The 25883-nt window shown below is 61.2% G+C and carries 20 protein-coding genes; 7 read left to right on the forward strand and 13 right to left on the reverse strand.

The annotated features are described in order from the left end of the window. Positions 1-40: 40 nt before the first annotated feature. The 6 genes from AC515T_RS26560 to AC515T_RS26585 form a co-directional block, all read right to left on the reverse strand. Complete coding sequence (locus AC515T_RS26560) at positions 41-199, reverse strand: YqaE/Pmp3 family membrane protein (RefSeq protein WP_038436734.1); 159 nt, start codon at positions 197-199, stop codon at positions 41-43. Positions 200-421: 222 nt separating this feature from the next. Then, positions 422-1789 carry a group II intron reverse transcriptase/maturase gene (gene ltrA, locus AC515T_RS26565; RefSeq protein ID WP_496529475.1) on the reverse strand — a complete coding sequence of 456 codons (1368 nt, stop codon included), beginning with the start codon at positions 1787-1789 and terminating at the stop codon, positions 422-424. A gap of 597 nt (positions 1790-2386) precedes the next feature. Beyond that, complete coding sequence (locus tag AC515T_RS26570; RefSeq protein WP_496530591.1) at positions 2387-4165, reverse strand: acyl-CoA dehydrogenase C-terminal domain-containing protein; 1779 nt, start codon at positions 4163-4165, stop codon at positions 2387-2389. Between the two features lie 244 nt (positions 4166-4409). Next, positions 4410-6206, reverse strand: coding sequence for an acyl-CoA dehydrogenase C-terminal domain-containing protein (locus tag AC515T_RS26575; RefSeq protein ID WP_496530592.1), 1797 nt, complete (start codon positions 6204-6206; stop codon positions 4410-4412). Between the two features lie 91 nt (positions 6207-6297). Beyond that, entirely contained in the window at positions 6298-7587 is a 1290-nt protein-coding gene (locus tag AC515T_RS26580) for a GGDEF domain-containing protein (protein ID WP_496530593.1), read from the reverse strand. A gap of 380 nt (positions 7588-7967) precedes the next feature. Beyond that, complete coding sequence (locus AC515T_RS26585) at positions 7968-9773, reverse strand: phenylacyl-CoA dehydrogenase (RefSeq protein ID WP_003206230.1); 1806 nt, start codon at positions 9771-9773, stop codon at positions 7968-7970. 315 nt (positions 9774-10088) lie between these two features. Here AC515T_RS26585 and AC515T_RS26590 point away from each other — a divergent pair, with 315 nt between their 5' ends. Continuing rightward, positions 10089-11357: an NHL repeat-containing protein gene (locus AC515T_RS26590; protein WP_496530594.1), complete on the forward strand. Its 1269-nt coding sequence runs from the start codon at positions 10089-10091 to the stop codon at positions 11355-11357. Between the two features lie 99 nt (positions 11358-11456). Here AC515T_RS26590 and AC515T_RS26595 read toward each other — a convergent pair whose 3' ends face one another. From AC515T_RS26595 to bioB, 6 genes are all read right to left on the reverse strand, one after another. Then, positions 11457-11753 carry a pyrroloquinoline quinone biosynthesis protein PqqE gene (locus tag AC515T_RS26595; RefSeq protein WP_496530595.1) on the reverse strand — a complete coding sequence of 99 codons (297 nt, stop codon included), beginning with the start codon at positions 11751-11753 and terminating at the stop codon, positions 11457-11459. Positions 11754-11871: 118 nt separating this feature from the next. Continuing rightward, complete coding sequence (bioD, locus tag AC515T_RS26600; RefSeq protein WP_496530596.1) at positions 11872-12552, reverse strand: dethiobiotin synthase; 681 nt, start codon at positions 12550-12552, stop codon at positions 11872-11874. Next, entirely contained in the window at positions 12549-13361 is an 813-nt protein-coding gene (bioC, locus tag AC515T_RS26605) for a malonyl-ACP O-methyltransferase BioC (RefSeq protein ID WP_496530597.1), read from the reverse strand. Before bioC ends, bioD begins: the two co-directional genes overlap by 4 nt. Next, positions 13354-14085 carry an alpha/beta fold hydrolase gene (locus AC515T_RS26610; RefSeq protein ID WP_496530598.1) on the reverse strand — a complete coding sequence of 244 codons (732 nt, stop codon included), beginning with the start codon at positions 14083-14085 and terminating at the stop codon, positions 13354-13356. The genes bioC and AC515T_RS26610 overlap by 8 nt, the downstream gene beginning before the upstream one ends. Beyond that, the gene (bioF, locus tag AC515T_RS26615; RefSeq protein ID WP_496530599.1) at positions 14078-15256 is read right to left on the reverse strand and encodes an 8-amino-7-oxononanoate synthase; all 1179 of its coding nucleotides are present in this window, start codon (positions 15254-15256) and stop codon (positions 14078-14080) included. The genes AC515T_RS26610 and bioF overlap by 8 nt, the downstream gene beginning before the upstream one ends. Positions 15257-15436: 180 nt before the next feature. Beyond that, positions 15437-16492 carry a biotin synthase BioB gene (gene bioB, locus AC515T_RS26620; RefSeq protein WP_014340550.1) on the reverse strand — a complete coding sequence of 352 codons (1056 nt, stop codon included), beginning with the start codon at positions 16490-16492 and terminating at the stop codon, positions 15437-15439. A 90-nt stretch (positions 16493-16582) separates the two neighbouring features. On the opposite strand from bioB, the gene AC515T_RS26625 reads away from it, so the two are divergent. The 5 genes from AC515T_RS26625 (at position 16583) to rarD (ending at position 22367) form a co-directional block, all read left to right on the forward strand. Beyond that, a complete protein-coding gene (locus tag AC515T_RS26625; protein ID WP_496530600.1) occupies positions 16583-17323 on the forward strand; it encodes a double zinc ribbon domain-containing protein in 741 nt (246 codons plus the stop codon). A gap of 58 nt (positions 17324-17381) precedes the next feature. Beyond that, the gene (locus AC515T_RS26630) at positions 17382-18146 is read left to right on the forward strand and encodes a TOBE domain-containing protein (RefSeq protein WP_496530601.1); all 765 of its coding nucleotides are present in this window, start codon (positions 17382-17384) and stop codon (positions 18144-18146) included. Positions 18147-18213: 67 nt separating this feature from the next. Further along, positions 18214-20109 (forward strand): PhoX family protein, encoded by a 1896-nt coding sequence (locus AC515T_RS26635; protein ID WP_496530602.1) that lies wholly within the window; start codon positions 18214-18216, stop codon positions 20107-20109. Between the two features lie 191 nt (positions 20110-20300). Next, a complete protein-coding gene (locus tag AC515T_RS26640; protein ID WP_060740323.1) occupies positions 20301-21275 on the forward strand; it encodes a serine/threonine protein kinase in 975 nt (324 codons plus the stop codon). 204 nt (positions 21276-21479) lie between these two features. After that, positions 21480-22367, forward strand: coding sequence for an EamA family transporter RarD (gene rarD, locus AC515T_RS26645; RefSeq protein WP_496530603.1), 888 nt, complete (start codon positions 21480-21482; stop codon positions 22365-22367). Positions 22368-22584: 217 nt separating this feature from the next. Here rarD and AC515T_RS26650 read toward each other — a convergent pair whose 3' ends face one another. Further along, the gene (locus tag AC515T_RS26650) at positions 22585-23103 is read right to left on the reverse strand and encodes a glycine cleavage system transcriptional repressor (protein WP_496530604.1); all 519 of its coding nucleotides are present in this window, start codon (positions 23101-23103) and stop codon (positions 22585-22587) included. Between the two features lie 550 nt (positions 23104-23653). Between AC515T_RS26650 and AC515T_RS26655 the strand changes: the two genes are divergently transcribed. Beyond that, positions 23654-25831, forward strand: a complete 2178-nt coding sequence (locus AC515T_RS26655; RefSeq protein ID WP_496530605.1) for a malate synthase G — start codon at positions 23654-23656, stop codon at positions 25829-25831. Positions 25832-25883: the final 52 nt, after the last annotated feature.

The following is a 25883-nucleotide window of genomic DNA, read 5'->3' on the forward strand; positions in this document are numbered from 1 at the left end:
CAAGCTCGCTCCCACAGGGGGAATTTCATGACCGATGAATTCAGCGCTTGGCGATGATGTACACCGCATGCACGATGCCCGGGATGTAACCCAACAGCGTCAGCAGGATATTCAGCCAGAACGCCCCGCCGAAACCGACTTGCAGAAATACCCCCAATGGCGGCAGCAGAATGGCGATGATGATTCGAATGATATCCATGGATGACTCCTGATTGGCGATGGCTACGTTGCCATATAGCTCATTGACCCACGACCGCTCGTCAGGGTTCAGTGAAAAAAACAATCAGGCTGGCGGCCGAACGGCCAAATCCACTCACGACAAAAAAACGCAGGATCGGCATAGGGGACGGCCTTCATAGGCCGTTCCCCTGCCACACCACCCGGCATGCGGGTCCGCACCGGGCGGTTCGAGAGATTGAGGTCAGGAGAGACGCGGTAAACCCAAGCTGTCGAACCAGGCGATACTCAGCACACGGTTCAGCTCATACCGGCTGTTGCTCCACCAACGGCGAGCATTCCCCGCGATCTTCCTCGCGACTTCCACACTCGCCCCCAGTGCCCGCAACGCCCGGTAGGTCGTCGTTCCGCGCTTCCATTGCTTGAGCTGGATTGCTCGTAATCGGTGCCGTATCCATTCGTCCAGCTCGCGCCAGACGGCTGGGGTTTGCGACAGTCCGAAATAAGCTTTCCAACCCAGAATGTAAGGGCGCAGATCATCGACGATCTGCTGCAAACTACGGCCACATGAGCGTCGGGTGTGCCAGCGTATTCGCTGCTTGAACTGCTTTTGCGCTTTAAATGAGACGGCTCGCTTGGCTTCGCCCTGAGAGGCCCAGAAGGCGTATCCCAGAAACTTGCGACCAAACGCACTCGTCACCGCACTCTTGCTCTCGTTGACGCTCAAGTGCAGCTTTTCATACAGACACTTGAGCAAGGACATCACTCGCTGCCCGGCCTTCTGACTGCGAACGTACACATTCGCATCATCGGCATAGCGCACAAAACTATGACCTCGGCGTTCAAGCTCTCGATCCACTTCGTCCAGCAGCACGTTCGCCAGCAACGGCGACAGCGGGCCGCCTTGCGGCGTCCCCAGGCGGCTTTTCTCGACCACGCCATTGATCAGCGTTCCCGCATCCAGATACGCACGGATCAGGCGAATGACCGCCTGATCTGCTATCCGTTTGCGTAAGCGATCCATCAAGATGTCGTGGTCGACCCGGTCGAAGAACTTCTCCAGATCAACATCCACTACCACCTTGAGCCCCGCAGACACATGGCGCTGAGCCGCCAGGATGGCGTCCTGCGCACTGCGCCCCGGACGAAAGCCGTAGCTGTGTTCACTGAAGGTTGGATCGAGCAGTGGTTGCAGGACTTGCAGCAGCGCTTGTTGAATCAACCGGTCGGTGACCGTTGGAATGCCTAACTCGCGTTCACCGCCGTCAGGCTTGGGAATGACCACGCGCCGTACCGGACTGGGCCGGTAGACGCCTGAAAGAAGCTGTTCGCAGATCACAGGCCATCGGGACTGCAAAAGTTTGGCGGTCTGTTCAATGTCCAAACCGTCGACTCCAGCAGCTCCTTTGTTGGCCCTGACTCGTCTCCAAGCCCGTTTCAGGTTCGCTCTCGCAAAGGCCCGTTCCAGCAGCCCTTGCCCTGCGTTGTAGGATTCATCTTGCGGGCAATTGACCTCGTCGCTGATGGAGGCACTCACGGCTTCACCGCTCGCGTCCCTCCCATCCGCCCCGCGTTTGGCAGGCATCTGACTTCCGGTCTTTCGCATCAACATGGCCTATGACGCTTTCTCTCGTTCGGCCCTTCGTCAAAAAAAGAAAAAAAGACTACTACGGCCTCTGCTGACTTCTCGCTCCGGTTTGCACCGTCGCCCTTTCAGGCATAAGGCGAGATCTCCCCAGGTAAGAACGCAATCCTTCACCGCACAGCCGCCGGATCTACGCAGCCGCCCTTTGACCACAAGAGTTTCGCGGTTTTTGGCCCGCTCACCCTGGTCGGCTTCGCCTTATATCCGGTTCTTGTTCATCGGCTCACGGCTTCGCTCCACGCTTCCTCCCCACACTCGGTCGCCCTCATGCAGTTGCGCTTCACTTCATTCGCTGTGGTCAGCTTACGGCGGGACTTTCACCCACAAGATTGCGCCCATGCTGGGCGCACCAAAAGAAAACCCCGCCGAAGCGGGGCTTTGCAGACTGTTTCCCTGACATCCATTTCACTCCGCCGTCCTGGCAGAATCCTACGTGTCCGTGTTGTTGCCTTTGCGCGTCCTGCGCTACGTCCATGGAAGCTAGATTAGCCCTGGATCCAATCCACCGATAGAGGGAAAACGCCAGCACGATGTGTAAGCAAATGCTTACACATCGTCATCGTTTCAGAACTGGCTGGCTTCCAGCAGGAACAGCGACTCGCTGCCCGCCTTGACCGACGCGCTCAACGAATGAATACGCGGCAGCAGGCGGGCGAAATAGAACCGCGCCGTGCCCAGTTTGCTCGCGTAGAAATCATCCTGGCTTTCCTTGCCCAAGGCCGCCCTGGCCATCAGTGCCCACATGTAGGCATAGGCGGTGTAGCCGAACGCCTGGAGGTACTCCACCGACGCCGCGCCGATTTCATTCGGGTTGTTCTTCGCCCGGTCCAGCAACCAGTCGGTCAACTCGTCCAGCGTGTCGAGCGCGCTGTTCAACGGCTTGACGAATTCCTCCAGGTCGCTGCTCGCAGTGGCGGTGAAATGGCGGATTTCATCGGCGAACAACCGGTAGAACGCACCGCCACTGCCGACGATCTTGCGCCCAACCAGGTCCAGCGCCTGGATACCGTTGGTACCTTCGTAGATCTGGGTGATGCGCACGTCACGCACCAGTTGCTCCTGGCCCCATTCACGAATGTAACCATGGCCGCCAAACACTTGTTGGCCATGGACGGTGGTTTCCAGGCCCAGGTCGGTCAGGAAAGCCTTGGCCACCGGGGTCAGCAACGCCACCAGGTCTTCGGCGCGCTTGCGGGTGACAGGGTCTTCGCTGAACTTGGCGGTGTCCAGTTGCATCGCCACGTAGGTGGAAAATGCCCGGCCCCCTTCGTTCGAGGCCTTCATGGTCAGCAGCATCCGACGTACGTCGGGGTGGACGATGATCGGGTCAGCGACCTTGTCCTTGTTCTGCGCACCAGTGGGCGAACGGCTTTGCAGGCGGTCACGGGCGTATTCGACGGCGTTCTGGTAGGAACGCTCACCGGAGGCCAGGCCTTGGATGCCAACCCCCAGGCGCTCGTAGTTCATCATGGTGAACATCGCCGCCAGGCCTTTGTTCGGTTCCCCCACCAGGTAACCCACGGCTTCGTCGAAGTTCATCACGCAGGTGGCGGACGCCTGGATGCCCATCTTGTGTTCGATCGACCCGCAGTTGGCCGCGTTGCGCGCGCCCAGGCTGCCATCGGCATTGACCATGAACTTGGGCACCAGGAACAGCGAGATACCCTTGGGGCCTGCCGGCGCGTCCGGCAGCTTCGCCAGTACCAGGTGAATGATGTTCTCGGTGAGGTCGTGCTCGCCACCGGTGATGAAAATCTTCGTGCCACTGACCTTGTAGGAGCCGTCGGCCTGGGGTTCGGCCTTGGTGCGGATGATCCCCAGGTCCGTACCGGCGTGAGGCTCGGTCAGGCACATGGAACCGGCCCAGACGCCGGCGTACATGTTCGGCAGGTACGCCGCCTTCAGTTCTTCACTGGCATGGGCGTTGATCGACAGGCAAGCGCCGGCGGTCAGCATCGGGTACAGACCGAAGGACAGGCTGGCGGAGTTGACCATCTCCTCGACCTGGGCCGAAACGGCCTTGGGCATGCCCATGCCGCCGTACACCGGATCACCGCCGACACCGACCCAACCACCTTCAGCGTAAGTCTTGTAGGCCTGTGGGAAACCTGCTGGCGTGGTGACGGCGCCGTCGGCCCAGTGGCAGCCTTCTTCATCAGCGGCGCGGCTGAGGGGGGCGATGCTTTTGCTGGTGACCTTGCCGGCTTCCTCGAGGATCGCTTCGACCGTTTCAGCGTCTACGGTGTCGGCCAGCGCCGGCAGTTGAGCCCAGAGTTTCGCGACCTCGAACACTTCATTGAGGACGAAGCGCATATCGCGCAGGGGCGCTTTGTAGTCAGTCATGGCAAACCTCGCAAGATCTAAACAATTGGTTCGTAAGAGACGGTTTTCGCAATGACCTGAGTGTACCTCAACAACTTTTGCGACACATAGGGTCAACCCATGACTGTTTTGTTATTTTTAGTCACCATAGAAGTCAGGATGATTTACCGTGGCGAGGGAGCTTGCTCCCGCTTGAGTGCGCAGCGCTCACAAAGAGGGGCTATGGCGCAGCCCAGCGGGAGCAAGCTCCCTCGCCACGGATCAGTCAGAGTGCAAACAACTCCGCCGGCAGCTTCATCAGACAATCGCTCCCTGCTTCGATGGCAGCCCGATGAGCGGCAGTCCTTGGTAGCAGGCGCTTGAAGTAAAACTCGCACGTCGCCAATTTGGCCCGGCAGAAATCGCCATCTGCAGTGCCACTGTCGAGCTGAGCCTGGGCCACCAAGGCCATGCGCAACCACAAGTAGGCCAGGATGATGTAGCCGCTGTACATCAGGTAGTCCACCGAGGCGGCGCCCACTTCATCCGGATTTTTCATGGCCGCCATGCCGACCCGTGTGGTCAGCTCGCCCCATTGCTGATTGAGCCCATCGAGTTGCGCGACGTCGTCCTTGAGCTGCGGATGCTCGGCATTGGCGGCGCAGAATTTGTGAACGATCCGGGTGAAGCCACGCAGCAACTTGCCCTGGCTGCCCAACACCTTGCGCCCCAGCAGATCCAGCGCCTGGATGCCGTTGGTCCCCTCGTAGATCGGCGCGATGCGGCAGTCGCGCACCAACTGTTCCATGCCCCACTCGCGAATGAAGCCATGGCCACCGAACACTTGCATGCCGTGGTTGGTCACCTCCAGCCCGGTGTCGGTCATGAAGGCTTTGCAGATCGGGGTGAGAAACGCCAGCAGGTCCTCGGCCTCCTGGCGCGCGGTTGCGTCCGCGCTCAGGTGGGCGGTATCGAGCAGTTGCGCGGTGAAATACGTCAGTGCCCGGTTGCCTTCGTTGAAGGCCTTCATGGTCAGCAACATCCTGCGCACATCGGGATGAACGATGATCGGGTCGGCGGCTTTTTCCGGCGCTTTGGGGCCGGTCAGCGCACGCATCTGCAACCGGTCGTTGGCGTATTTGATCGCCCCCTGGAAGCTCGCCTCCCCCAGGCACAGGCCCTGCATGCCGGTGCCAAGCCGGGCGTGATTCATCATGGTGAACATGCAGTTGAGGCCCTTGTTCGGCTCGCCGATCAGGAACCCCTTGGCCCCATCGAAATTCAGCACGCAAGTGGCCGAGGCCTTGATGCCCATCTTGTGTTCGATCGAGCCACAGGAAACGCCATTGCGCGGCCCGGCCTCACCCGTGGCGTCGGGCAGGAACTTGGGCACGATGAACAACGAGATGCCTTTGGTCCCGGCGGGGGCGTCCGGCAGCTTGGCCAGTACCAAGTGGATGATGTTATCGCTCATGTCGTGTTCACCGGCGGAAATGAAGATCTTGCTGCCGGAGATCGCGTAGCTGCCGTCGGCCTGGGGCACGGCGCGGGTCTTGATGATGCCCAGGTCGGTGCCGCAGTGGGCTTCGGTCAGGCACATGGTGCCGGTCCACTGGCCGGCGGTGAGTTTGCTCAGGTAGGCCTGTTTCTGTTCTGCCGTACCGTGGGCGTGAATCGCCGACATGGCGCCGTGGGTCAGGCCCGGGTACATGCCCCAGGACGTGTTGCTGGAGCCGATCATCTCGCTGATGACCAGGCCCAGGGAGCTGGGCAAGCCTTGGCCGCCGTACGCCGGGTCCGCCGCCAGCCCATGCCAGCCGCCCTCCACGTACTGTGCGAAAGCCTGCTTGAAGCCTGTAGGCGTGGTGACTACGCCGTTGTCGAAATGGCACCCCTCTTCGTCACCGGAACGATTGAGCGGCGCCAGCACGTTTTCACAGAACCTGGCGCCTTCCTCGAGGATCGCGCTGACCATGTCCGGGCTGGCATCGCTGGCGCCCAGTTCGGCATAACGGCCATGGAAATCGAAGACGTGATCGATCAGAAAGCGCATGTCGCGCAGGGGGGCTTTGTACTCGGGCATGGTGGTTTTCTCCGGTAGCAGATCGTTTCAACCTACTGCCGGCCACCCTGGCCCACAATCACAGTCCAGACGCTGAATGCGCCGTCATCACTCAACCCACGGCGGTTTCCATGCGCACCGCGCCACGACGGTTCTGGCCGAACGCGACTACACAGTTACGCCCCGCGCCCTTGGCGTTATACAGCGCCTGGTCGGCGGACTTGAGCACTTCTTCGGGCGTACGTTGTTCGAGGCGTTCCGCGACGCCGATGCTGACCGTCACCGATACGCTGGAGGCACCCGCGCCGGAGCGACGCTGGCGGCCTTGCTGGTCGTCCTGGGGACGGCTGTCGGGATTGCGCAGCTGGATAGCGTACGTCTCGATGGACTGGCGGATGACTTCCAGATGGGGCATGCACTCGTCGATGGTCTTGCCGGCGAACACCAAGGCAAATTCCTCCCCGCCGTAGCGATACGCCCTACCGCCACCGCCGATCTTCGACAGTTTGCTGGCAACCAGGCGCAGCACCTGGTCGCCCACGTCATGGCCGTGGGTGTCGTTGAATTTCTTGAAATGGTCCACGTCGCTCATCGCCAACACATAATTGCGCCCCAGGCGCTGCATGCGTTCATTCAATGCCCGACGGCCCGGCAGGCCGGTGAGTTCGTCACGGAAGGCCATTTGATAGGCCTCGTGGGCGACCGCCGCAGCGATCATCAACATCACCTGGCTGCACATGATGTTCAGGGTGAACGGCAGGATGAAAGTTTTCGGCAACATCCAGAACAGCCCGAGCAACCCCACCAATTGCGCCGCGTGCAGTGGCCGGGGATTGCGCCAATATTGCCAGGCCAGCAGCAGGAATGCGGCGGCGAACATCGGGTAGGACAATTGAATCAGGCTCATCCAGGCACCGTGCAACGCGGGCCAGCGGATCTCCGAGAGCCACAACAGCAAGGCCTGGGGGAAACTCTGCTCCAGGGCCAGCGCCACGCTGCCAAAGACCAGTAGCACCGCGAACCGCGCCACCATGTCCTGGAACAGGTGGGTGCGCTCCTGCCAAGCCGCGAACAGCCCGAACAACAGCGGCAGCAACAGGCAGACGAGATGGAACACCACCGCCGCGTCTTCACGCACCTTGCCGTTATCGCGATAGAAGTCGGTCTGGGTGTCCAGGAGAAAGTAGGCGATGTACACGGTGACCATCAGAAACAGTTCACGTTGACGTCGGTAAACAGCGCAATACGCCCCGCCCAGCAGCAACACCAGCGTCGGGAGAACGTTGAACAGCGAGGTGAAGAAAACGTTGAGATCCTTGACGTAGGCAGCCGCAAGCCCCGCCACCAACAGTAGCAATGACGGTAGGAAATGGCTCAAACGTACAGCGGAAGAACGCGGCAAGGGTAAAGCTCCGACCCGGCTGATCAAAGATGGCATTGTGCCTGCAACTGGAGCAGTAAGGCACGCAAGATGTGACAGATGTCACACTGCCATCGCTGTAACGGCAGAGGGGACGGTTTTCTTAGGGTTGGGTTGGATGAATATTGTTTCAGGATCACTGTTGGTCAATGTGGGAGCGAGCTTGCTCGCGATAGCGTTTTTTCAGTCATCACATCCATGGGCTGACACACCGCTATCGCGAACAAGCTCGCTCCCACAAGGGCCTGCAGCGGATATAGATTTAGTGGCTATGAACATTCCAATGTGGGATTTGCGGCAGCCATGAAAAAGCCGCTGCTCCCGAAGGAAGCAGCGGCTTTTTTAGAAGAACCGCGTAAGGCTTAGTAGCCCAGCGCGAAGTCCTCTTCTTTCATGTCCATCAGGTTGTTGGCACCCGACAGCATGGTTGCCACGTGGGTACGGGTACGCGGCAGGATGCGCTGGAAGTAGAAGCGCGCGGTCTGCAGCTTGGCGGTGTAGAAGGCTTCTTCGGTGGTGCCGGCGGCGAGTTTTTCCGCCGCCAGGCGCGCCATGTCGGCCCAGAAATAAGCCAGACAGGCGTAACCGGAGTACATCAGGTAGTCCACCGATGCCGCGCCCACTTCTTCGCGATCCTTCATGGCTGCCATACCGACCTTCATGGTCAGCTCGCCCCATTCCTTGTTCAGCGCAGCCAGAGGTTCTACGAACTCCTTGACCGCTTCGTTGCCTTCGTTGCCCTGGCAGAACTTGTGGACGATCTTGGTGAAGCCCTTGAGTGCCTCGCCCTGGGTCATCAGCACTTTGCGGCCCAGCAGGTCGAGGGCCTGGATGCCGGTGGTGCCTTCGTACAGCATCGAGATGCGACTGTCGCGAACATTCTGCTCCATGCCCCACTCGGCGATGAAGCCGTGACCGCCGTAGATCTGCACGCCATGGTTGGCCGATTCGAAACCGACTTCGGTCATGAAGGCCTTGGCGATCGGCGTCATGAATGCCAGCAGCGCATCGGCCTTTTTCTTCTCTTCCTCGTCCACGCCGTACTTGACGATGTCGACCTGCTTGGCGGTGAAATACACCATCGCCCGGTTACCCTCGGCGAAGGCCTTCATGGTCAGCAGCATGCGACGCACGTCCGGGTGCACGATGATCGGGTCGGCGGCCTTGTCCGGCGCTTTCGGGCCAGTCAGGGAACGCATTTGCAGGCGATCACGGGCATATTTCAGGCCACCCTGGAAGCCGATCTCGGCGTGGGCCAGGCCTTGCAGCGCAGTGCCCAGACGCGCGGTGTTCATGAAGGTGAACATGCAGTTCAGGCCTTTGTTCGCCGGGCCGATCAGGTAACCGGTGGCCGCGTCGAAGTTCATCACGCAAGTGGCGTTGCCGTGGATGCCCATCTTGTGTTCCAGCGAACCGCAGCTCACCGCGTTGCGCTGGCCAATGGAGCCGTCGGCGTTAGGCAGGAATTTTGGCACGATGAACAGCGAAATGCCCTTGGTGCCAGCCGGTGCGTCCGGCAGGCGTGCCAGCACGATGTGGACGATGTTGTCGGCCATGTCGTGTTCGCCGGCCGAAATGAAGATCTTTGTACCGGACACCTTGTAGGAACCGTCGGCCTGAGGCTCGGCCTTGGTGCGCAGCATGCCCAGGTCGGTGCCACAGTGCGGTTCGGTCAGGCACATGGTGCCGGTCCATTCGCCGGACACCAGCTTGGTCAGGTAAGCCTCTTGCTGTTCGGGCGTACCGTGCTCGGAAATCGTGTTCATGGCGCCATGGGACAGGCCCGGGTACATACCCCACGACCAGTTGGCTTCACCGACCATCTCGCTGACCGCCAGGCCCAGGGACTCCGGCAAGCCTTGACCGCCATGCTCTACGTCGTGGGCCAGGCTTGGCCAGCCGCCTTCGACGAATTGCTTGTAGGCTTCCTTGAAACCGGTCGGCGTCTTCACGCCGGACTCGCTCCAGGTGCAACCTTCGATGTCGCCCACCCGGTTCAGCGGAGCCAGCACCTGCTCACAAAACTTGGCGCCTTCTTCGAGAATGGCGTCAACCATATCCGGAGTTGCGTCCTGGCAAGCCGGAAGGCTCTGATAGTGCGCTTCGTAGCCAAGCAGTTCGTCACGGACGAAGCGAATATCACGCAAGGGGGCCTTGTAGTCAGGCATAGCGATAAACCTCTTGATGTACCCGGGGATGAACGACCGCGTGGATTTGTTGTAGCGGTCAAACAGTTGTTTGAAACATACGTTTACGCCTAAATCTTGTCAAGCGCCGATCCGTTACCGCTCGTCCCATGCGTGAAATTCAGGCAATCAACGAACCGTGCTCCCATGACTTTAAAGCTTAGCGAGCCGGCTCGCTTCCACGCCATGACTGTCAACCCTGACAGGTTCGGCGCTGAGAAAAAGCTGATGTACTGGTCCTGAGGCAACCGAGCTGGGCCACTTCGGTCCAGACTAGTTCCGAATGGAGGAAAGCGCATGAGCACTCAATCCGCAGAAGACAGTTCGAATCGCGCACCAGGTGAATTGGACCGGAAATTTGGTACCGATGGTTATATCCGATTCAATGACCGAGGTAGCGTCACCACCCTTACTCACGACAGGGACGGCAAATTAGTCTTTGCCTTGCAACTCGAAGATCGTTTTGCACTGACGCGCTACCTGCGTGACGGGATCAAGGACGAGGCGTTCCAGGAGATTGGTTGGAATTTTCGGGATGGCGACAAGAGCCTGCCGACCCGCGTACTGGTGCAAGAGGATCAGAAAATCCTGCTCATCGGGGCTTCATCCCTGAACACAGCGAGAGAATGGAACCCGGCGGCCGTGCGCTTTCTTGCCAATGGCGGCCATGACATCGTGTTTGGCCGACGAATCCTCCCTGGACCAGTCAATGCAAACAGTGGGGAGACAGTGAATTACAAAAACGTGGATGGATGCCTGCAAAAAGATCAACGCATTCTGATCTGTGCCACTTACTACCTTTATCCTGATGCAGAAAAACCAGAGGAAACCCTTAGCCGCCTGTTTTGCCTACAACCCAATGGGGAACTTGATGCTGGCTTCGGCGCAGGTCGCGGCTTTATTGATATCCGGTTCCATGATCAAGCCAGTTTCGCCTGTAATGTGCATGTCCAAAGCGATAGCAAGATCATCGTGGCGGGCAGTTGGCGACGCCTGGGCGAAAGACCAAGAACGCGGACCGTTGCTCGCTACCTGCCGACAGGCGAACTGGATCTTGACTTCGGCAGTGGCGGTTTCGCCGATATCGTTGTTGAAGAAAACACCGGGCACTTACTGCCTGCCGAACGTTTTCAACCGAATATCGTTGCCCGCGTGCTGGTCCAGAATGACGACAAGATTCTCGTCGCCGGCTACGCAAACGCTCCCGACGACTTGCGAAGCGGCTTACTTGTCAGGCTGGAGGCGAGCGGTGCACTGGATGGAAGTTTCAATGATGGTGAACCGCTGTTGATTTCTCGCCCTTTAAATAAACTGAGCCACAACTCTATGACTCTGCAACCGGATGGCAGAATCGTGGTGGTAGGCACAGCCATCATGGCTGGTGTAAACATGCGGCAGTACGAGCGCGTGACTCAGAACGGACAGTTAGAGGGTTTCTTTTTGGGGCAAAGCCCCGGCGACTGTGCCGATGTGACCGTTCAACCTATGGGAAGGGTTGTTATGGCAGGCAGCTCCGTTGTGGACAACTGGATTAGCCCGACGGCCTGGGGATACATGGGAAGCTAGCGAGGCTAGCATGGAATGCACTCGACGGTTACGCAAGAATAAAGGCGTCGCTTGAACCGTTGAGTGCATCGACTTCATGCGACGCCAACGAACGAAAGATCAGGCAAAGGTATCGATCAACGTCCCCAGCATTTCATCGGAAGCCTTGGCAACGTTCACGCCCAGTTCCACCTGAAACTTACCCTGGGACATTTCAACCATGTTGCTGGCGAGATCCGATTGCTGACTGCGGTCCACCGAACGCAGGCGATCGACCTGCACGTCGGACGACTGGCTGGTGACCGAACGTTCGATCGTGTTGTTGGCGATCTGGCTGGAGGCCTGATCGACGCGGTTCTGCCCTGTCTGAATCGTGCTCAGACCGGCATAGAACGCGGTGTTTCCTGAGATTTCCATGGCAGGGTTCGTCTTCTTGAAGGGTCGACAGTGGCCATTGAACCAGAAGCCCCGGGAAAAGGCCCGACAAAAACACTAATGGCACAGTGCCGCGTCATAGGCAAAACCTTGGCGGGCCTCAGTCCAGCAGATCCAGTTGCAGGTGTTCGGCCACGGCTTCGGCCGTCACGCTCTGGATCCGCGCCACCCGGCCCAGGCACGGAGTCGGCAGCCGCTCGGCCAAGGTTGCCAGGTTTTCTTCCAGGCGCGAGGTGGCCGGGTCGATGATGTTCGCGACCCAACCGGCAAGCTGCAAACCATCACGGGCGATCGCCTCGGCGGTCAACAAGGCGTGGCTGATGCAACCCAGGCGCACGCCCACCACCAGGATCACCGGCAAGCCCAGCGCGATCGCCAGGTCGGAAAGATTGTCCTGGCCGGACAGCGGCACGCGCCAACCACCCGCGCCTTCGATCAAGGTGAAATCGGCGCCCAGCGCCAGCACTTCACGCATCGGGCCTAGCAGCGACTGCACCGTCAACGCAACGCCCGCTTCCCGGGCGGCCAAGTGCGGCGCTATCGCCGGTTCGAACGCCACCGGATTGACCTGTACGTAAGTCAACGGTATCGAGCATTCGGCCAACAAGGCCAAGGCATCGGCGTTGCGCAGGCCCTTGGGCGTCACGTCGCAGCCGGAGGCCACGGGTTTTCCGGCAGCCGTGCTCATGCCAGCTAGCCGCGCGGCATGCAGCAGGCCCGCCGCGACAGTGGTCTTGCCTACATCGGTGTCGGTGCCGGTAATGAAATAGGCCTGGCTCATAGCGGTTTCTCCAAAACGGCGTAGACCACCTGGTAAGTTGCCGGCAGCCCCTGGGCCTGACGAAATTGCTCATAGGCTTCAACCAGCGCGAGAATCCGCGCCCTGCCCGTCAAGCCGCCCGGGCGACCCGGGTTCAGATTGTGGGCACCCAACGCTTTCAGTTCATGGGTCAGGCTGCGCACATAGGGGTAATACAGCACATGGGGACGGTTTTCCAGACTGACGACATTCAGCCCGCTGGCCGCGCAAAGGTGCTGATACGTCTCAAACCCACGGAAACGGTTGACGTGCACCAAGCCATCCACCTGACGCCAACTGTCGCGCAATTCGTACAGAGTGCCCACACAGAGGCTGGTAAAGGCCAACACCCCACCCGGTTTCAACACGCGATGGGCCTCGCTCAGCACTGCGGCAAAATCCGCACACCATTGCACCGCCAGGCTGGAGAACACCAGGTCGCAGCTCGCCGCTTGCAAAGGCAGCCGCTCAGCATCACCGGCGACAAAATACGCGGCGCCACCTTGGGGACGCGCATGGTTGAGCATGCCTTCGGCGATATCCAGCGCCAGGCCGTTTGTCTCACCGAAACGTGCGCCCAGTGCCCGAGTGAAATAACCGGTGCCACAGCCCAGGTCCAGCCAACGTTGCGGCATGAATGAAGGCGGCAAGCGGCCGAGCAATTGCTGGCCGACATCGCGCTGCAACGCCGCCACGCTGTCGTAACTGGTCGCTGCACGGGAAAACGAAGCCGCTACCTGGCGCTTGTCAGGCAAGACGCCGGGCAATTTGGGAAGAGACAAATCAGTCATCACCGGACTCATGCAAAAAAGCCTGGATCGCGCCCGCTACACCGTGGGGGTCCTCCAGAAGAAATCCGTGGCCGGCCTGTTCGATCAAACCGATTTCGACATCCGGCAGCAAGACCAGCAAATCCCCCGCGGCCTCGGCCGGTACCAGGGCGTCGAGCCCGGCAAACAGATGCAGTTGCGGGCCACGGAAGCTCTGCAACGCGGCGCGGGTGTCCAATCGCGCCAGCAGTTCGAGCCCGGCCATCAATATTTCGGGCGGAGTGCTCGGTGCCCCGGCCAACAACAACCGCGACAACCCGCGCGGATCATTGCAGCCCTGGGCACACAGCAAACTGAAACGCTTGAGGGTCTGGCGTGGGTCGGCAGCGCACCCGGCGAGAAAACCATCGAAGGTTTCACCGACCATCGCGCTCGGCCATTGCTCGTGGGCGACAAAGGACGGATTGCTCGCCAAGGTCAACACGCCGCAGCAGCGCTCCCCCCGACGCGCCGCCAGCGCCGAGGCCAGCATACCGCCCAGGGACCAACCGCCCAGCCAGGCGTCCTGGGGCACGGTGGCGTCCAATTCTTCGAGCCATTCATCGGGATCGCTCGACAACAACGCCGGCAACGGCTCGATTTCCACCCGAAGATGTTCGTCGAGCCCTTGCAAGGCCGCCGCCAGCGGTTCCAGCGGTGAAACGCCCAAGCCCCAACCGGGCAACAAAATCAGTCGATCACGCATGGCTTGGCTCCGGCCCCAACAGGGCAAAACACTCGGCCAGTGCATTCAACAATAACTGCACCTGGGCCTCACTGTGGGCGGCGGTCAGGGTCACGCGCAAACGAGCGCTGCCGGCCGGCACGGTGGGTGGTCGGATCGCCGTGACCATCAGCCCGCGCTCGCGCAGCATCTGCGACACGCGCATGGCCCGCCCCGCATCGCCCACCAGGATCGGCTGGATCGGTGTGAAGCTGTCCATCAATTGCAGGCCGATCTGCTCGGCGCCCTGGCGGAACTGGCGGATCAACAGCTGCAGGTGTTCGCGCCGCCAATGCTCGTCGCGCAGCAGTTCCAGGCTCTTGAGCGTCGCGCAGGCCAGGGCCGGCGGTTGGCTGGTGGTGTAGATGTAGGGGCGAGCGAACTGGATCAGGCTTTCGATCAGTTCCTCGCTACCCGCGACGAAGGCCCCGGCAGTGCCGAAGGCTTTGCCCAAGGTGCCCACCAATACCGGCACGTCATCCTGGTTCAAGCCGAAATGCTCGACGATACCGCCGCCGTTGGCCCCTAGAGGGCCGAAACCGTGGGCATCGTCGACCATCAGCCAGGCGCCCTTGGCCTTGGCTACGCGGGCCAGGGCCGGCAAGTCGGCAATGTCGCCGTCCATGCTGAACACGCCGTCGGTGACCACCAGGGTATTGCCGGTGGCCTTCTCCAGGCGGTTGGCCAGACTCTGGGCATCGTTATGCAGGTATCGGTTGAAGCGCGCACCGGACAACAGCCCGGCGTCAAGCAGCGAAGCATGATTGAGGCGGTCTTCCAGCACCGTGTCGCCCTGCCCCACCAGCGCAGTGACCGCGCCGAGGTTGGCCATGTAGCCGGTGGTGAACAGCAGCGCCCGCGGACGCCCCGTCAGGTCGGCCAAGGCTTCTTCCAAGGCGTGATGAGGGCTGCTGTGGCCGACCACCAAATGGGAAGCGCCGCCACCGACACCCCAACGCGCCGCGCCGGCGCGCCAGGCTTCGATCACTTGCGGATGATTGGCCAGGCCCAGGTAATCGTTGTTGCAGAACGCCAGCAGCGGCTGGCCGTCCACCACCACTTCCGGGCCCTGGGGGCTTTCGAGCAGCGGGCGCTGGCGATAGAGGTTGTCGGCACGACGGGCAGCCAGGCGTGCGGCGAGATCGAAGGGCATGCAGGCCTCGGGGTGAACCACTTATTTAAGACGGGTGAGATCCCCTGTGGGAGGGCTTTTGTGGGAGTCGAGCTTGCTCGCGATGAGGGCTCCACGGTCTATGGCAAGACCGCGTTACAGTTCATCGCGAGCAAGCTTGGCTCCCACAAAGCCCGCTCCCACACTGGGTTTTGCGTCAACTCAAACAGCGGCGTTATAGAACTGCTCGCTGCTTTTCTGCTCCACCAGCGCCTGTTCAATCGCCGCCTGGTGCACTTCGTCGGCGTGTTCTTCGCGGGCTTCGGGCTGGATGCCCAGGCGTGCGAACAATTGCATGTCCTTGTCGGCTTGCGGGTTGGCGGTGGTCAACAGCTTGTCGCCGTAGAAAATCGAGTTGGCGCCGGCAAAAAATGCCAGGGCCTGCATCTGCTCGTTCATCGCTTCACGGCCAGCGGACAGGCGCACATGGGACTGGGGCATCATGATCCGCGCCACGGCGAGCATGCGGATGAAATCGAACGGATCGATGTCTTCGGCATTCTCCAGCGGCGTGCCGGCGACTTTGACCAGCATGTTGATCGGCACCGATTCCGGGTGCTCCGGCAGGTTCGCCAGTTGGATCAGCAGGTTGGCGCGGTCGTCCAGGGACTCGCCCATGCCCAGGATGCCGCCGGAGCAGATCTTCATCCCCGAATCACGCACATAGGCCAGGGTTTGCAGGCGCTCGCTGTAGGTACGGGTGGTGATGATGCTGCCGTAGAACTCCGGCGAGGTATCGAGGTTGTGGTTGTAGTAGTCCAGGCCGGCCTGGGCCAGCGCTTCGGTCTGCTCCTGGTCGAGACGGCCCAGGGTCATGCAGGTCTCCAGGCCCATGGCCTTCACGCCTTTGACCATTTCCAGCACATACGGCATGTCCTTGGCCGACGGATGTTTCCAGGCCGCGCCCATGCAGAAACGGGTCGAACCGATGGCCTTGGCCCGGGCGGCCTCTTCGAGGACCTTCTGCACTTCAAGCAATTTCTCTTTATCCAGGCCGGTGTTGTAGTGACCGGACTGCGGACAATATTTGCAATCTTCCGGGCAAGCGCCGGTCTTGATCGACAGCAGCGTGGAAACCTGGACGCGGTTGGCGTCGAAGTGCGCGCGGTGCACGGTCTGCGCCTGGAACAACAGGTCATTGAATGGCTGGACAAAGAGTGCTTTGACTTCGGCCAAAGACCAGTCATGACGCAGGTTGGCAGTGGTGCTGGCGCTCATGGGCATTTCCTTGATTATGCTTGGCTAGCGCCTGGGGGATGGAATACCCACAGGCGCGACACGGATGTTCGGCATATTTAAGGAAGAGTCATGCGCTGTCAACCACGTTACAAAGGACCGGTTTACATCTGGTTAAAAAACAAACAATCCTGCTTATTGTGCGGAGAAAGCACCGACACACCACAGCCTATCTGCACCCCCTGCGAAAGCGAGCTGCCCTGGCTCGGCGATCAATGCGGCATTTGCGCCCTGCCACTGCCCATGGCCGGATTGCGTTGCGGCCAATGTGCCTCGCGGCCGCCGGCCTTCGAGCGGGTCCTGGCGCCCTGGGCCTACGACTTCCCGGTGGACAGCCTGATCACCCGCTTCAAGCATCAGGCGAAATGGCCCCTGGGTCGGCTGCTGGGCGAACTGCTGGCGCAGTCGCTGCAACACCATTTCGACGAAGGGCTGGAACGGCCCGACGCACTGGTTCCGGTGCCACTGGCGACTCGGCGCCTGCGCCAGCGCGGCTTCAACCAGGCGGCGCTGCTGGCCCGCTGGCTCAGTGGGCCGCTGGCGATCCCTTGCGAAGAAAACCTGCTGCGACGCACCCAGGACACCCCCGCCCAACAGGCACTCGACGCCCGGGCCCGGCGACGCAACCTGCGTCAGGCCTTTGCCCTCGCGCCCCAGGCAGCGTTGCGCAACCGTCACCTGGCATTGGTCGACGATGTGCTCACCACCGGCGCCACCGCCCAGGCGCTGGCCGCCCTGTTGCGCGATGCCGGCGCTGCGCGGGTCGATGTGTATTGCCTGGCCCGCACGCCAAAACCCGGTGAGCCGGCTTGACGTGTCGCGCCCAAGGCGCCAACGTCCGCTCATCGACCTTTGCACGCAGTTTTCTGCCATGTCATTGCCCACACTCCTGACCCAGCACATCGTTCGGCGACCCCAACGCATCGCCCTGTTGCAGCACATCGCCGAACAGGGTTCGATCACCCGCGCCGCCAAGAGTGCGGGCCTGAGCTACAAGGCAGCGTGGGATGCCATCGATGAGCTGAACAACCTCGCGGACCAACCGCTGGTAGAACGCAGCGTCGGCGGCAAGGGCGGTGGTGGCGCCAAGCTGTCGGAGGAAGGCCAACGCGTGCTGCGCCTGTATCAGCGCCTGCAAGCACTGCAGGCGCAACTGTTGGAAGCCAGCGAAGACGCCGGCGACCTGGGTCTGCTCAGTCGCCTGATGCTACGCACCAGCGCCCGCAATCAATTGCATGGCAAGGTCCTGGGCATCGAGGCCCAGGGCCACAACGACCGGGTACGCCTGGAGCTGGCCCGGGGCCTGGTCATCGAAGCGCAGATCACCCATGACAGCACGCTGCGCCTGGAGCTGGGTATCGGTACCGACGTGGTGGCGCTGATCAAGGCCGGCTGGCTGGAATTACACCCAATCGAACACGCGCAAAAACCGGGAATCAATACCCTGCGCGGCGTGATCGAGCAGGTCGACGCCGCCGAAGACGGCCCCAGCGAAGTGCGCATCGGCCTGCCCAACGGCCAGACGCTGTGCGCCTTGGCCGACCCGCTTCAGTTGCAAGCGCAGAACCTGGCAGCCGACTCACCGGTGCAAGTGACGTTTTGTGCCACAAATGTGCTGCTCGGCACACCGCTGTAGCGCGCTGCAACAATAGTTTCATCGACCCGCTTTAAGGTGACTGCCAAAACCAGCAGGGAGCCTGATGATGAGCCTATTAGAAGAAAACCAATCCACCGACCTGGAAAAGATCGTCGGCCTGAGCCGACGCAGTTTCATCAGCGCCGGCGCCCTGTGCGGCGCGGCGATGTTCCTGGGCGGCAACCTGCTGAGCCGCAGCGTGCTGGCCGCCGCCGTGAGCGAAGGCAACAGCCGGCTGCTGGGTTTCAACAGCATCGCCGCCGCCACGGCCGACACCATTACTCTGCCGCCGGGCTACAAAGCCTCGGTGCTGATCAGTTGGGGCCAGCCACTGCGCAAAAATGCACCGGCGTTCGACCCCAGTGGCAATGGAACAGCCCGCGCTCAGGAAGAGCAGTTTGGCGACAATAACGACGGCATGAGCCTGTTCGAATTCCCCGGCGACAAGAACCGGGCGCTGATGGCGATCAACAACGAGTACACCAACTACCAATACCTGTTCCCTCACGGCGGCCAGCCGCAGTCGGCCGAAGACGTGCGCAAGGCCCAAGCCGCCGAAGGGGTGTCGGTGATCGAGATCCAGCGTCGTCGCGGCCAGTGGCAGTTCGTCCAGGAATCGCGCTACAACCGCCGGATCCACGGCAACACGCCGATTCGCCTGCGTGGTCCGGCAGCCGGCCACGACCTGCTGAAAACCAGCGCCGACAAGAGCGGCAAAAAAGTGCTGGGGACTTTCCAGAACTGCGCCAACGGCATGACGCCGTGGGGCACTTACCTAACTTGCGAAGAAAACTTCACTGACTGCTTCGGCAGCAGCAAGACCGACCTGCAGTTCGACGCGGCACAAAAACGCTATGGCGCCACCGTCACCAGCAGTGAAATCAACTGGCACCTGCACGACCCACGTTTTGACCTGGCGAAGAACCCCAACGAACTCAATCGCCATGGCTGGGTGGTGGAAATCGATCCGTTCGATCCAGAATCCACGCCGGTGAAACGCACTGCCTTGGGCCGCTTCAAACACGAAAACGCCGCCCTGGCCCAAACCAATGACGGTCGCGCGGTGGTGTACATGGGCGACGATGAACGCGGTGAGTTCATCTACAAATTCGTCAGTCGCGAGCGCATCAACCATCGCAATGCCAAAGCCAACCGCAACCTGCTGGACCACGGCACCTTGTATGTGGCGCGCTTCGATGCCGGCGACGGCAACCCGGACCACCCCAAAGGCAAGGGCCAGTGGATCGAGCTGACCCACGGCAAGAATGGCATCGATGCCAGCAGCGGTTTCGCTGACCAGGCCGAAGTGCTGATCCATGCGCGCCTGGCCGCCAGTGCCGTTGGCGCCACGCGCATGGACCGTCCGGAGTGGATCGTGGTCAGCCCCAAGGACGGCCAGGTCTATTGCACCCTGACCAACAACTCCAAGCGCGGCGATGCCGGCCAACCGGTGGACGGACCAAACCCTCGGGCCAAGAATGTCTACGGACAGATCCTGCGCTGGCGCACCGACCGCGACGATCATGCCTCCAAGACCTTCTCCTGGGATCTGTTCGTGGTCGCCGGCAACCCGACAGTACACGCCGGCACGCCGAAAGCCGGCTCGTCCAACATCAACGCCCAGAACATGTTCAACAGCCCCGATGGCCTGGGCTTCGACAAGGGTGGACGGTTGTGGATCCAGACCGACGGCGACTCGAGCAACGCCGGGGACTTCGCTGGCATGGGCAATAACCAGATGCTCTGCGCCGACCCCAACAGCGGTGAAATCCGCCGCTTCCTGGTCGGGCCGGTAGGCTGCGAAGTGACCGGGATCAGTTTCGCGCCGGACTACAAGACGATGTTCGTCGGGATCCAGCATCCCAGCGGCGGCTCGACGTTCCCTGAGCACCTGCCCAATGGCAAGCCGCGGTCTTCGGTGATGGTGATTACCCGGGAAGATGGCGGGGTCATCGGCGCCTGACACTTTGTGGCGAGGGAGCTTGCTCCCGCTGGGTTGCGCAGCGACCCCATTTTTTATGGGCGCTTCGCACCCAAGCGGGAGCAAGCTCCCTCGCCACGAAGAGCGATGCAAGTCTCATCGATCAATCTCGACTGCTTTGCGCTACCATGCTGGGCCGGACGCGGCAGCCCTGCCGCTGCGCAGGAGTCAGCATGTCCCATCCGTTTGAAACCCTCACGCCCGACCTTGTGCTCGATGCCGTTGAAAGCATCGGCTTTCTCAGCGATGCCCGCGTGTTGGCCCTCAACAGCTACGAGAACCGCGTCTATCAGGTCGGCATCGAAGATTCCGAGCCGCTGATCGCCAAGTTCTACCGCCCCCAGCGCTGGACCAACGAAGCGATCCTGGAAGAGCACAGCTTTACCTTCGAACTGGCCGAATACGAAGTGCCGGTGGTGGCGCCGCTGATCCACAACGGCGCCAGCCTGCACGAACACGCCGGGTTTCGTTTCACCCTGTTTCCTCGTCGCGGTGGCCGGGCGCCGGAGCCGGGCAATCTCGACCAACTCTATCGCCTGGGACAATTGCTCGGACGCTTGCACGCGCTCGGGGCAACGCGACCGTTCGAACATCGCGAAGCCCTGGGCGTGAAAAATTTCGGCCACGATTCACTGGCCACCGTCCTGGCAAGCGGCTTCGTCCCCCGCAGCCTGCTCCCGGCCTACGAGTCGGTTGCCAGGGACCTGCTCAAGCGCGTCGAAGAGGTCTACGCGGCCACGCCCCACCAGAACATCCGCATGCACGGCGATTGTCACCCCGGCAACATGATGTGCCGCGACGAAGTGTTCCACATCGTCGACCTGGACGACTGCCGCATGGGCCCGGCGGTGCAGGACTTGTGGATGATGCTCGCCGGCGATCGCCAGGAATGCCTGGGGCAATTGTCGGAACTGATGGACGGCTACCGTGAGTTCCACGACTTCGACCCGCGTGAACTGGCGCTGATCGAGCCGCTGCGAGCCCTGCGCCTGATGCACTACAGCGCCTGGCTGGCGCGCCGCTGGGACGACCCGGCCTTCCCCCGCAGCTTCCCGTGGTTCGGCAGCGAACGTTACTGGGGTGACCAGGTGCTGGCGTTGCGCGAGCAACTGGCGGCGCTTAATGAAGAGCCGTTGAAGTTGTTCTGACCATGCTGCGGCCCCCCTGTGGGAGCGAGCTTGCTCGCGATGGCGATCGAACATTCAACACCTGTGTCGAATGACATACCGCTATCGCGAGCAAGCTCGCTCCCACAAAGGGATTGCGCTGAAACGCTCACAAAGGTTCGCAGCACAATCTGACAAATCTCCTTACAATCACTCCTTTGTTAGCTGCCTAAGCAAGGATTCTGCATGCAAGCCGCCAACCCGCGCCGCGGGTACATCCTGGGCCTGAGCGCCTACATCATCTGGGGTCTGTTCCCGATCTACTTCAAGGCCATCGCCAGCGTGCCTTCGGTGGAAATCATCATCCACCGGGTGCTGTGGTCGGCCCTGTTCGGCGCGGCGTTGCTGCTGGTCTGGAAACACCCGGGTTGGTGGCGCGAACTGCGGGACAATCCACAGCGCCTGGCGATTCTCGCCCTGAGCGGGACACTGATCGCGGCCAACTGGCTGACCTACGTCTGGGCGGTGAACAACGAGCGCATGCTCGAAGCGAGCCTGGGTTACTACATCAACCCGCTGGTGAACATGTTGCTGGGCATGGTGCTCCTCGGCGAGCGCCTGCGCCGCATGCAATGGCTGGCGGTGGGGTTGGCGGCCGTCGGCGTGGCGCAGCAGGTCTGGCAAGTGGGCAGCCTGCCGTGGGTGTCGCTGGTACTGGCGCTGACCTTCGGTTTCTACGGGCTGATCCGCAAACAGGCGCCAGTCAAGGCATTGCCGGGGCTGGTGGTGGAAACCTGGATGCTGGTGCCGATCGCCATCGCCTGGTTGCTGTTCAATCCCACGGCCACCAGTGCCCAGGCCGCTTTCTGGACCACCTCCGAAGCCTGGTGGCTGGTGGCGGCGGGTCCCGTGACACTGGTTCCGTTGGTGTGCTTCAACGCCGCAACACGGCATTTGCCCTACACTACCATCGGTTTTCTCCAGTACATCGCACCGACCCTGGTGCTGCTGCTCGCCGTGTTGCTGTTCGGTGAGCACCTGTCGTCCAGCACGCTGGTGGCGTTCCTGTTCATCTGGGCTGGGCTGGCGGTGTACAGCGTCGATGCGGTGATCAGCATGCGCCGGCGCAGCTGATCAAAAAACGCACAAACCTCTACAGGCCACGTCCGGCGTGGCCTGCGCTTATCTTTCCCAAGGTTATCCACAGCGTGATCCCCGCCGTTTGTGCACAAGCGCTTGAAAATTGGTGATTTTTTGATCATTGGTCGCTGAGCCCCGGCAGGCCTGGGCTGGGGCCGGGTCTCTACAGGTTATCCACAGGCAGGCGCAGTTTTTCCTTGGATAACCTTCATTACGCTTCGTCGCTGAGCTTGAGCTCCACCATCAACTCATCGGCCAAGGTTTCCAGGCGTTCCTGCAAGGTCTCCAGCGACAGGGTCAAGGGCACGCCCAGGATCGCCTCGGCATGAAACAGCAGCTCGCTGCTCATCGGTGCCGGCCGGACGTGGGTCACCAGGCGCTCGACATTGACGCCCTGTTCGCTCAACAACCGGGTGATGTCCCGCACGATGCCGGGACGATCATTACCCACCAGTTCCATGGTGATGGGTTTCCAAGCGCAGGACTCCTCGACGGCGCTTTCCGCGATCAACACGCGGATGCCGTGGGCCGTCAGCCCCTGCAGGGCTTCGATCAATTCTTCATGGGCCTCGGCCGGGGCGCTGATTCGCAGGATCCCGGCAAACTGCCCGGCCAGGTGCGACATCCGGCTTTCCAGCCAGTTACCGCCATGCGCGGCGATGCATTCGGCGATGCGCTCGACCTGCCCGGGCTTGTCCGGGGCGAAAACAGTGATGACGAGGTGGTCCATGGCGCAGTCCTCTTGTTGTGGAACGGACAGTATAGGCAGCTGATCTGCGAGCAGACGGTGGCCTGGAGATTTATACCTCTCCCTGTGGGAGCAAAGCTTGCTCGCGATACAGGCACCTTGGTTCCCAGAAGAATCGAGTTGATTTCATCGCGAGCAAGCTTTGCTCCCACAGGATGACATCAGCGGCATCGTGTACAAACCTTGAGATTTATCTGGAACAATCCATCTGTTTTTTGAGAACATCCCGTGTCCCGACGTGACCGTAACACTTTAGTCGGTCGCGGAACGACGCAATTAGTCTAATTTTCACAACCGCAATTGATCATGTAGTATTCCGCAGCGCGCACTACATAATCGCGACACCCCTGTTGTACCGATGTCTGCTTAAGGCCAGTCGCATCCCTGAAAAGCCCCGTCAGCAAGGCTTGAATACCCAGCCGCCAGCGATGGCATGTACTGGTTCCGGGGTTTGTGGTTTAAATGTCCCGAGGCTTCATTGTCAAAATCGAAGAGCTGAAAAGCGAAATAGCTGAGCAGAGTGAGGCAAGCAATGACTGAACACGTTCAAGTCGGTGGCCTGCAGGTCGCCAAAGTCCTGTTCGACTTCGTGAATAACGAAGCCATTCCCGGAACCGGCCTCACCGCCGACGCGTTCTGGGCCGGTGCCGACAAGGTCATCCACGACCTGGCCCCGAAGAACCAAGCCCTACTCGCCAAACGCGATGATTTCCAGGCGCGGATCGATGCCTGGCACCAGGCCCGTGCCGGCCAGGCCCACGACGCCGTGGCTTACAAAGCCTTCCTGCAAGACATTGGCTACCTGCTGCCAGAAGCGGCGGACTTCCAGGCCACGACCCAAAACGTCGACGACGAAATCGCCCGCATGGCCGGCCCGCAGCTGGTGGTGCCGGTGATGAACGCCCGCTTTGCCCTCAACGCCTCGAACGCCCGCTGGGGTTCGCTGTACGACGCGCTGTACGGCACTGATGCCATCAGCGAAGCCGATGGCGCGGAAAAAGGCAAAGGCTACAACAAGGTACGCGGCGACAAGGTCATCGCCTTCGCCCGCGCCTTCCTCGACGAAGCGGCCCCCCTGGCGGCCGGCTCCCATGTCGATTCCACCGCGTATAAAATCGTCGACGGCAAACTGGTCGTCGCTCTCAAGGGTGGCAGCAACAGCGGCCTGCGTGACGATGCCCAGTTGATCGGCTTCCAGGGCGATGCCTCGGCACCGACCGCCGTGCTGCTGAAACACAACGGCCTGCACTTCGAAATCCAGATCGATGCCAGCACGCCCGTCGGCCAGACCGACGCCGCCGGCGTCAAAGACATCCTGATGGAAGCGGCGCTGACCACCATCATGGACTGCGAAGACTCGGTCGCCGCCGTCGATGCCGATGACAAAGTGGTGATCTACCGCAACTGGCTCGGCTTGATGAAGGGTGACCTGTCGGAAGAAGTCGCCAAGGGCGGCCAGACGTTTACCCGGACCATGAACCCTGACCGTGTCTACACCGCCGTCGACGGCTCGGGCGTGACCCTGCACGGTCGTTCGCTGCTGTTCGTGCGTAATGTCGGCCACCTGATGACCATCGACGCGATCCTGGACAAGCACGGCAACGAGGTACCGGAAGGCATCCTCGACGGCCTGATCACCAGCCTCGCGGCAATCCATAGCCTCAATGGCAACACCTCGCGCCGCAACAGCCGCACCGGCTCGGTGTACATCGTCAAGCCGAAGATGCACGGCCCGGAAGAAGCCGCGTTCACCAACGAGCTGTTCGGTCGCGTTGAAGACGTGCTGAACCTGCCGCGCAACACCCTCAAGGTCGGGATCATGGACGAGGAGCGCCGTACCACGGTCAACCTCAAGGCCTGCATCAAGGCTGCCAGCGAGCGCGTGGTGTTCATCAACACCGGCTTCCTCGACCGTACCGGCGATGAAATCCACACCTCCATGGAAGCCGGCCCGATGGTGCGCAAGGCCGACATGAAAGCCGAGAAGTGGATCGGCGCCTATGAAAACTGGAACGTCGATATCGGTTTGAGCACCGGCCTGCAAGGTCGCGCGCAAATCGGCAAGGGCATGTGGGCCATGCCCGATCTGATGGCGGCGATGCTCGAGCAGAAAATCGCTCATCCGCTGGCCGGCGCCAACACCGCGTGGGTGCCCTCGCCGACCGCCGCCGCCTTGCACGCGTTGCATTACCACAAGGTCGACGTGTTCGCCCGCCAGGCCGAACTGGCCAAACGCACCCGTGCTTCGGTGGACGACATCCTGACCATCCCACTGGCCGTCAACCCGACCTGGACGCCGGAGCAGATCAAGCACGAACTGGACAACAATGCCCAGGGCATCCTCGGCTACGTGGTGCGCTGGATCGACCAGGGCGTGGGCTGCTCCAAGGTGCCGGACATCAACGACATCGGCCTGATGGAAGACCGTGCGACGCTGCGTATCTCCAGCCAGCACATCGCCAACTGGCTGCGCCACGGCATCGTCACGCAAGACCAAGTGATGGAAAGCCTCAAGCGCATGGCGCCGGTGGTCGACCGCCAGAACGCCAGCGACCCGCTGTACCGGCCGCTGGCGCCAGACTTCGACAGCAACATCGCCTTCCAGGCGGCGGTCGAACTGGTGATCGAAGGCACGAAGCAGCCTAACGGCTACACCGAGCCGGTGCTGCACCGTCGCCGTCGCGAGTTCAAGGCAGCCAATGGGTTGTGATTGAGCGGTAGACGCGGCACAAAAAAAGCCCTGATCGAAAGATCAGGGCTTT

The organism is Pseudomonas sp. FSO-7 (assembly GCF_059579345.1).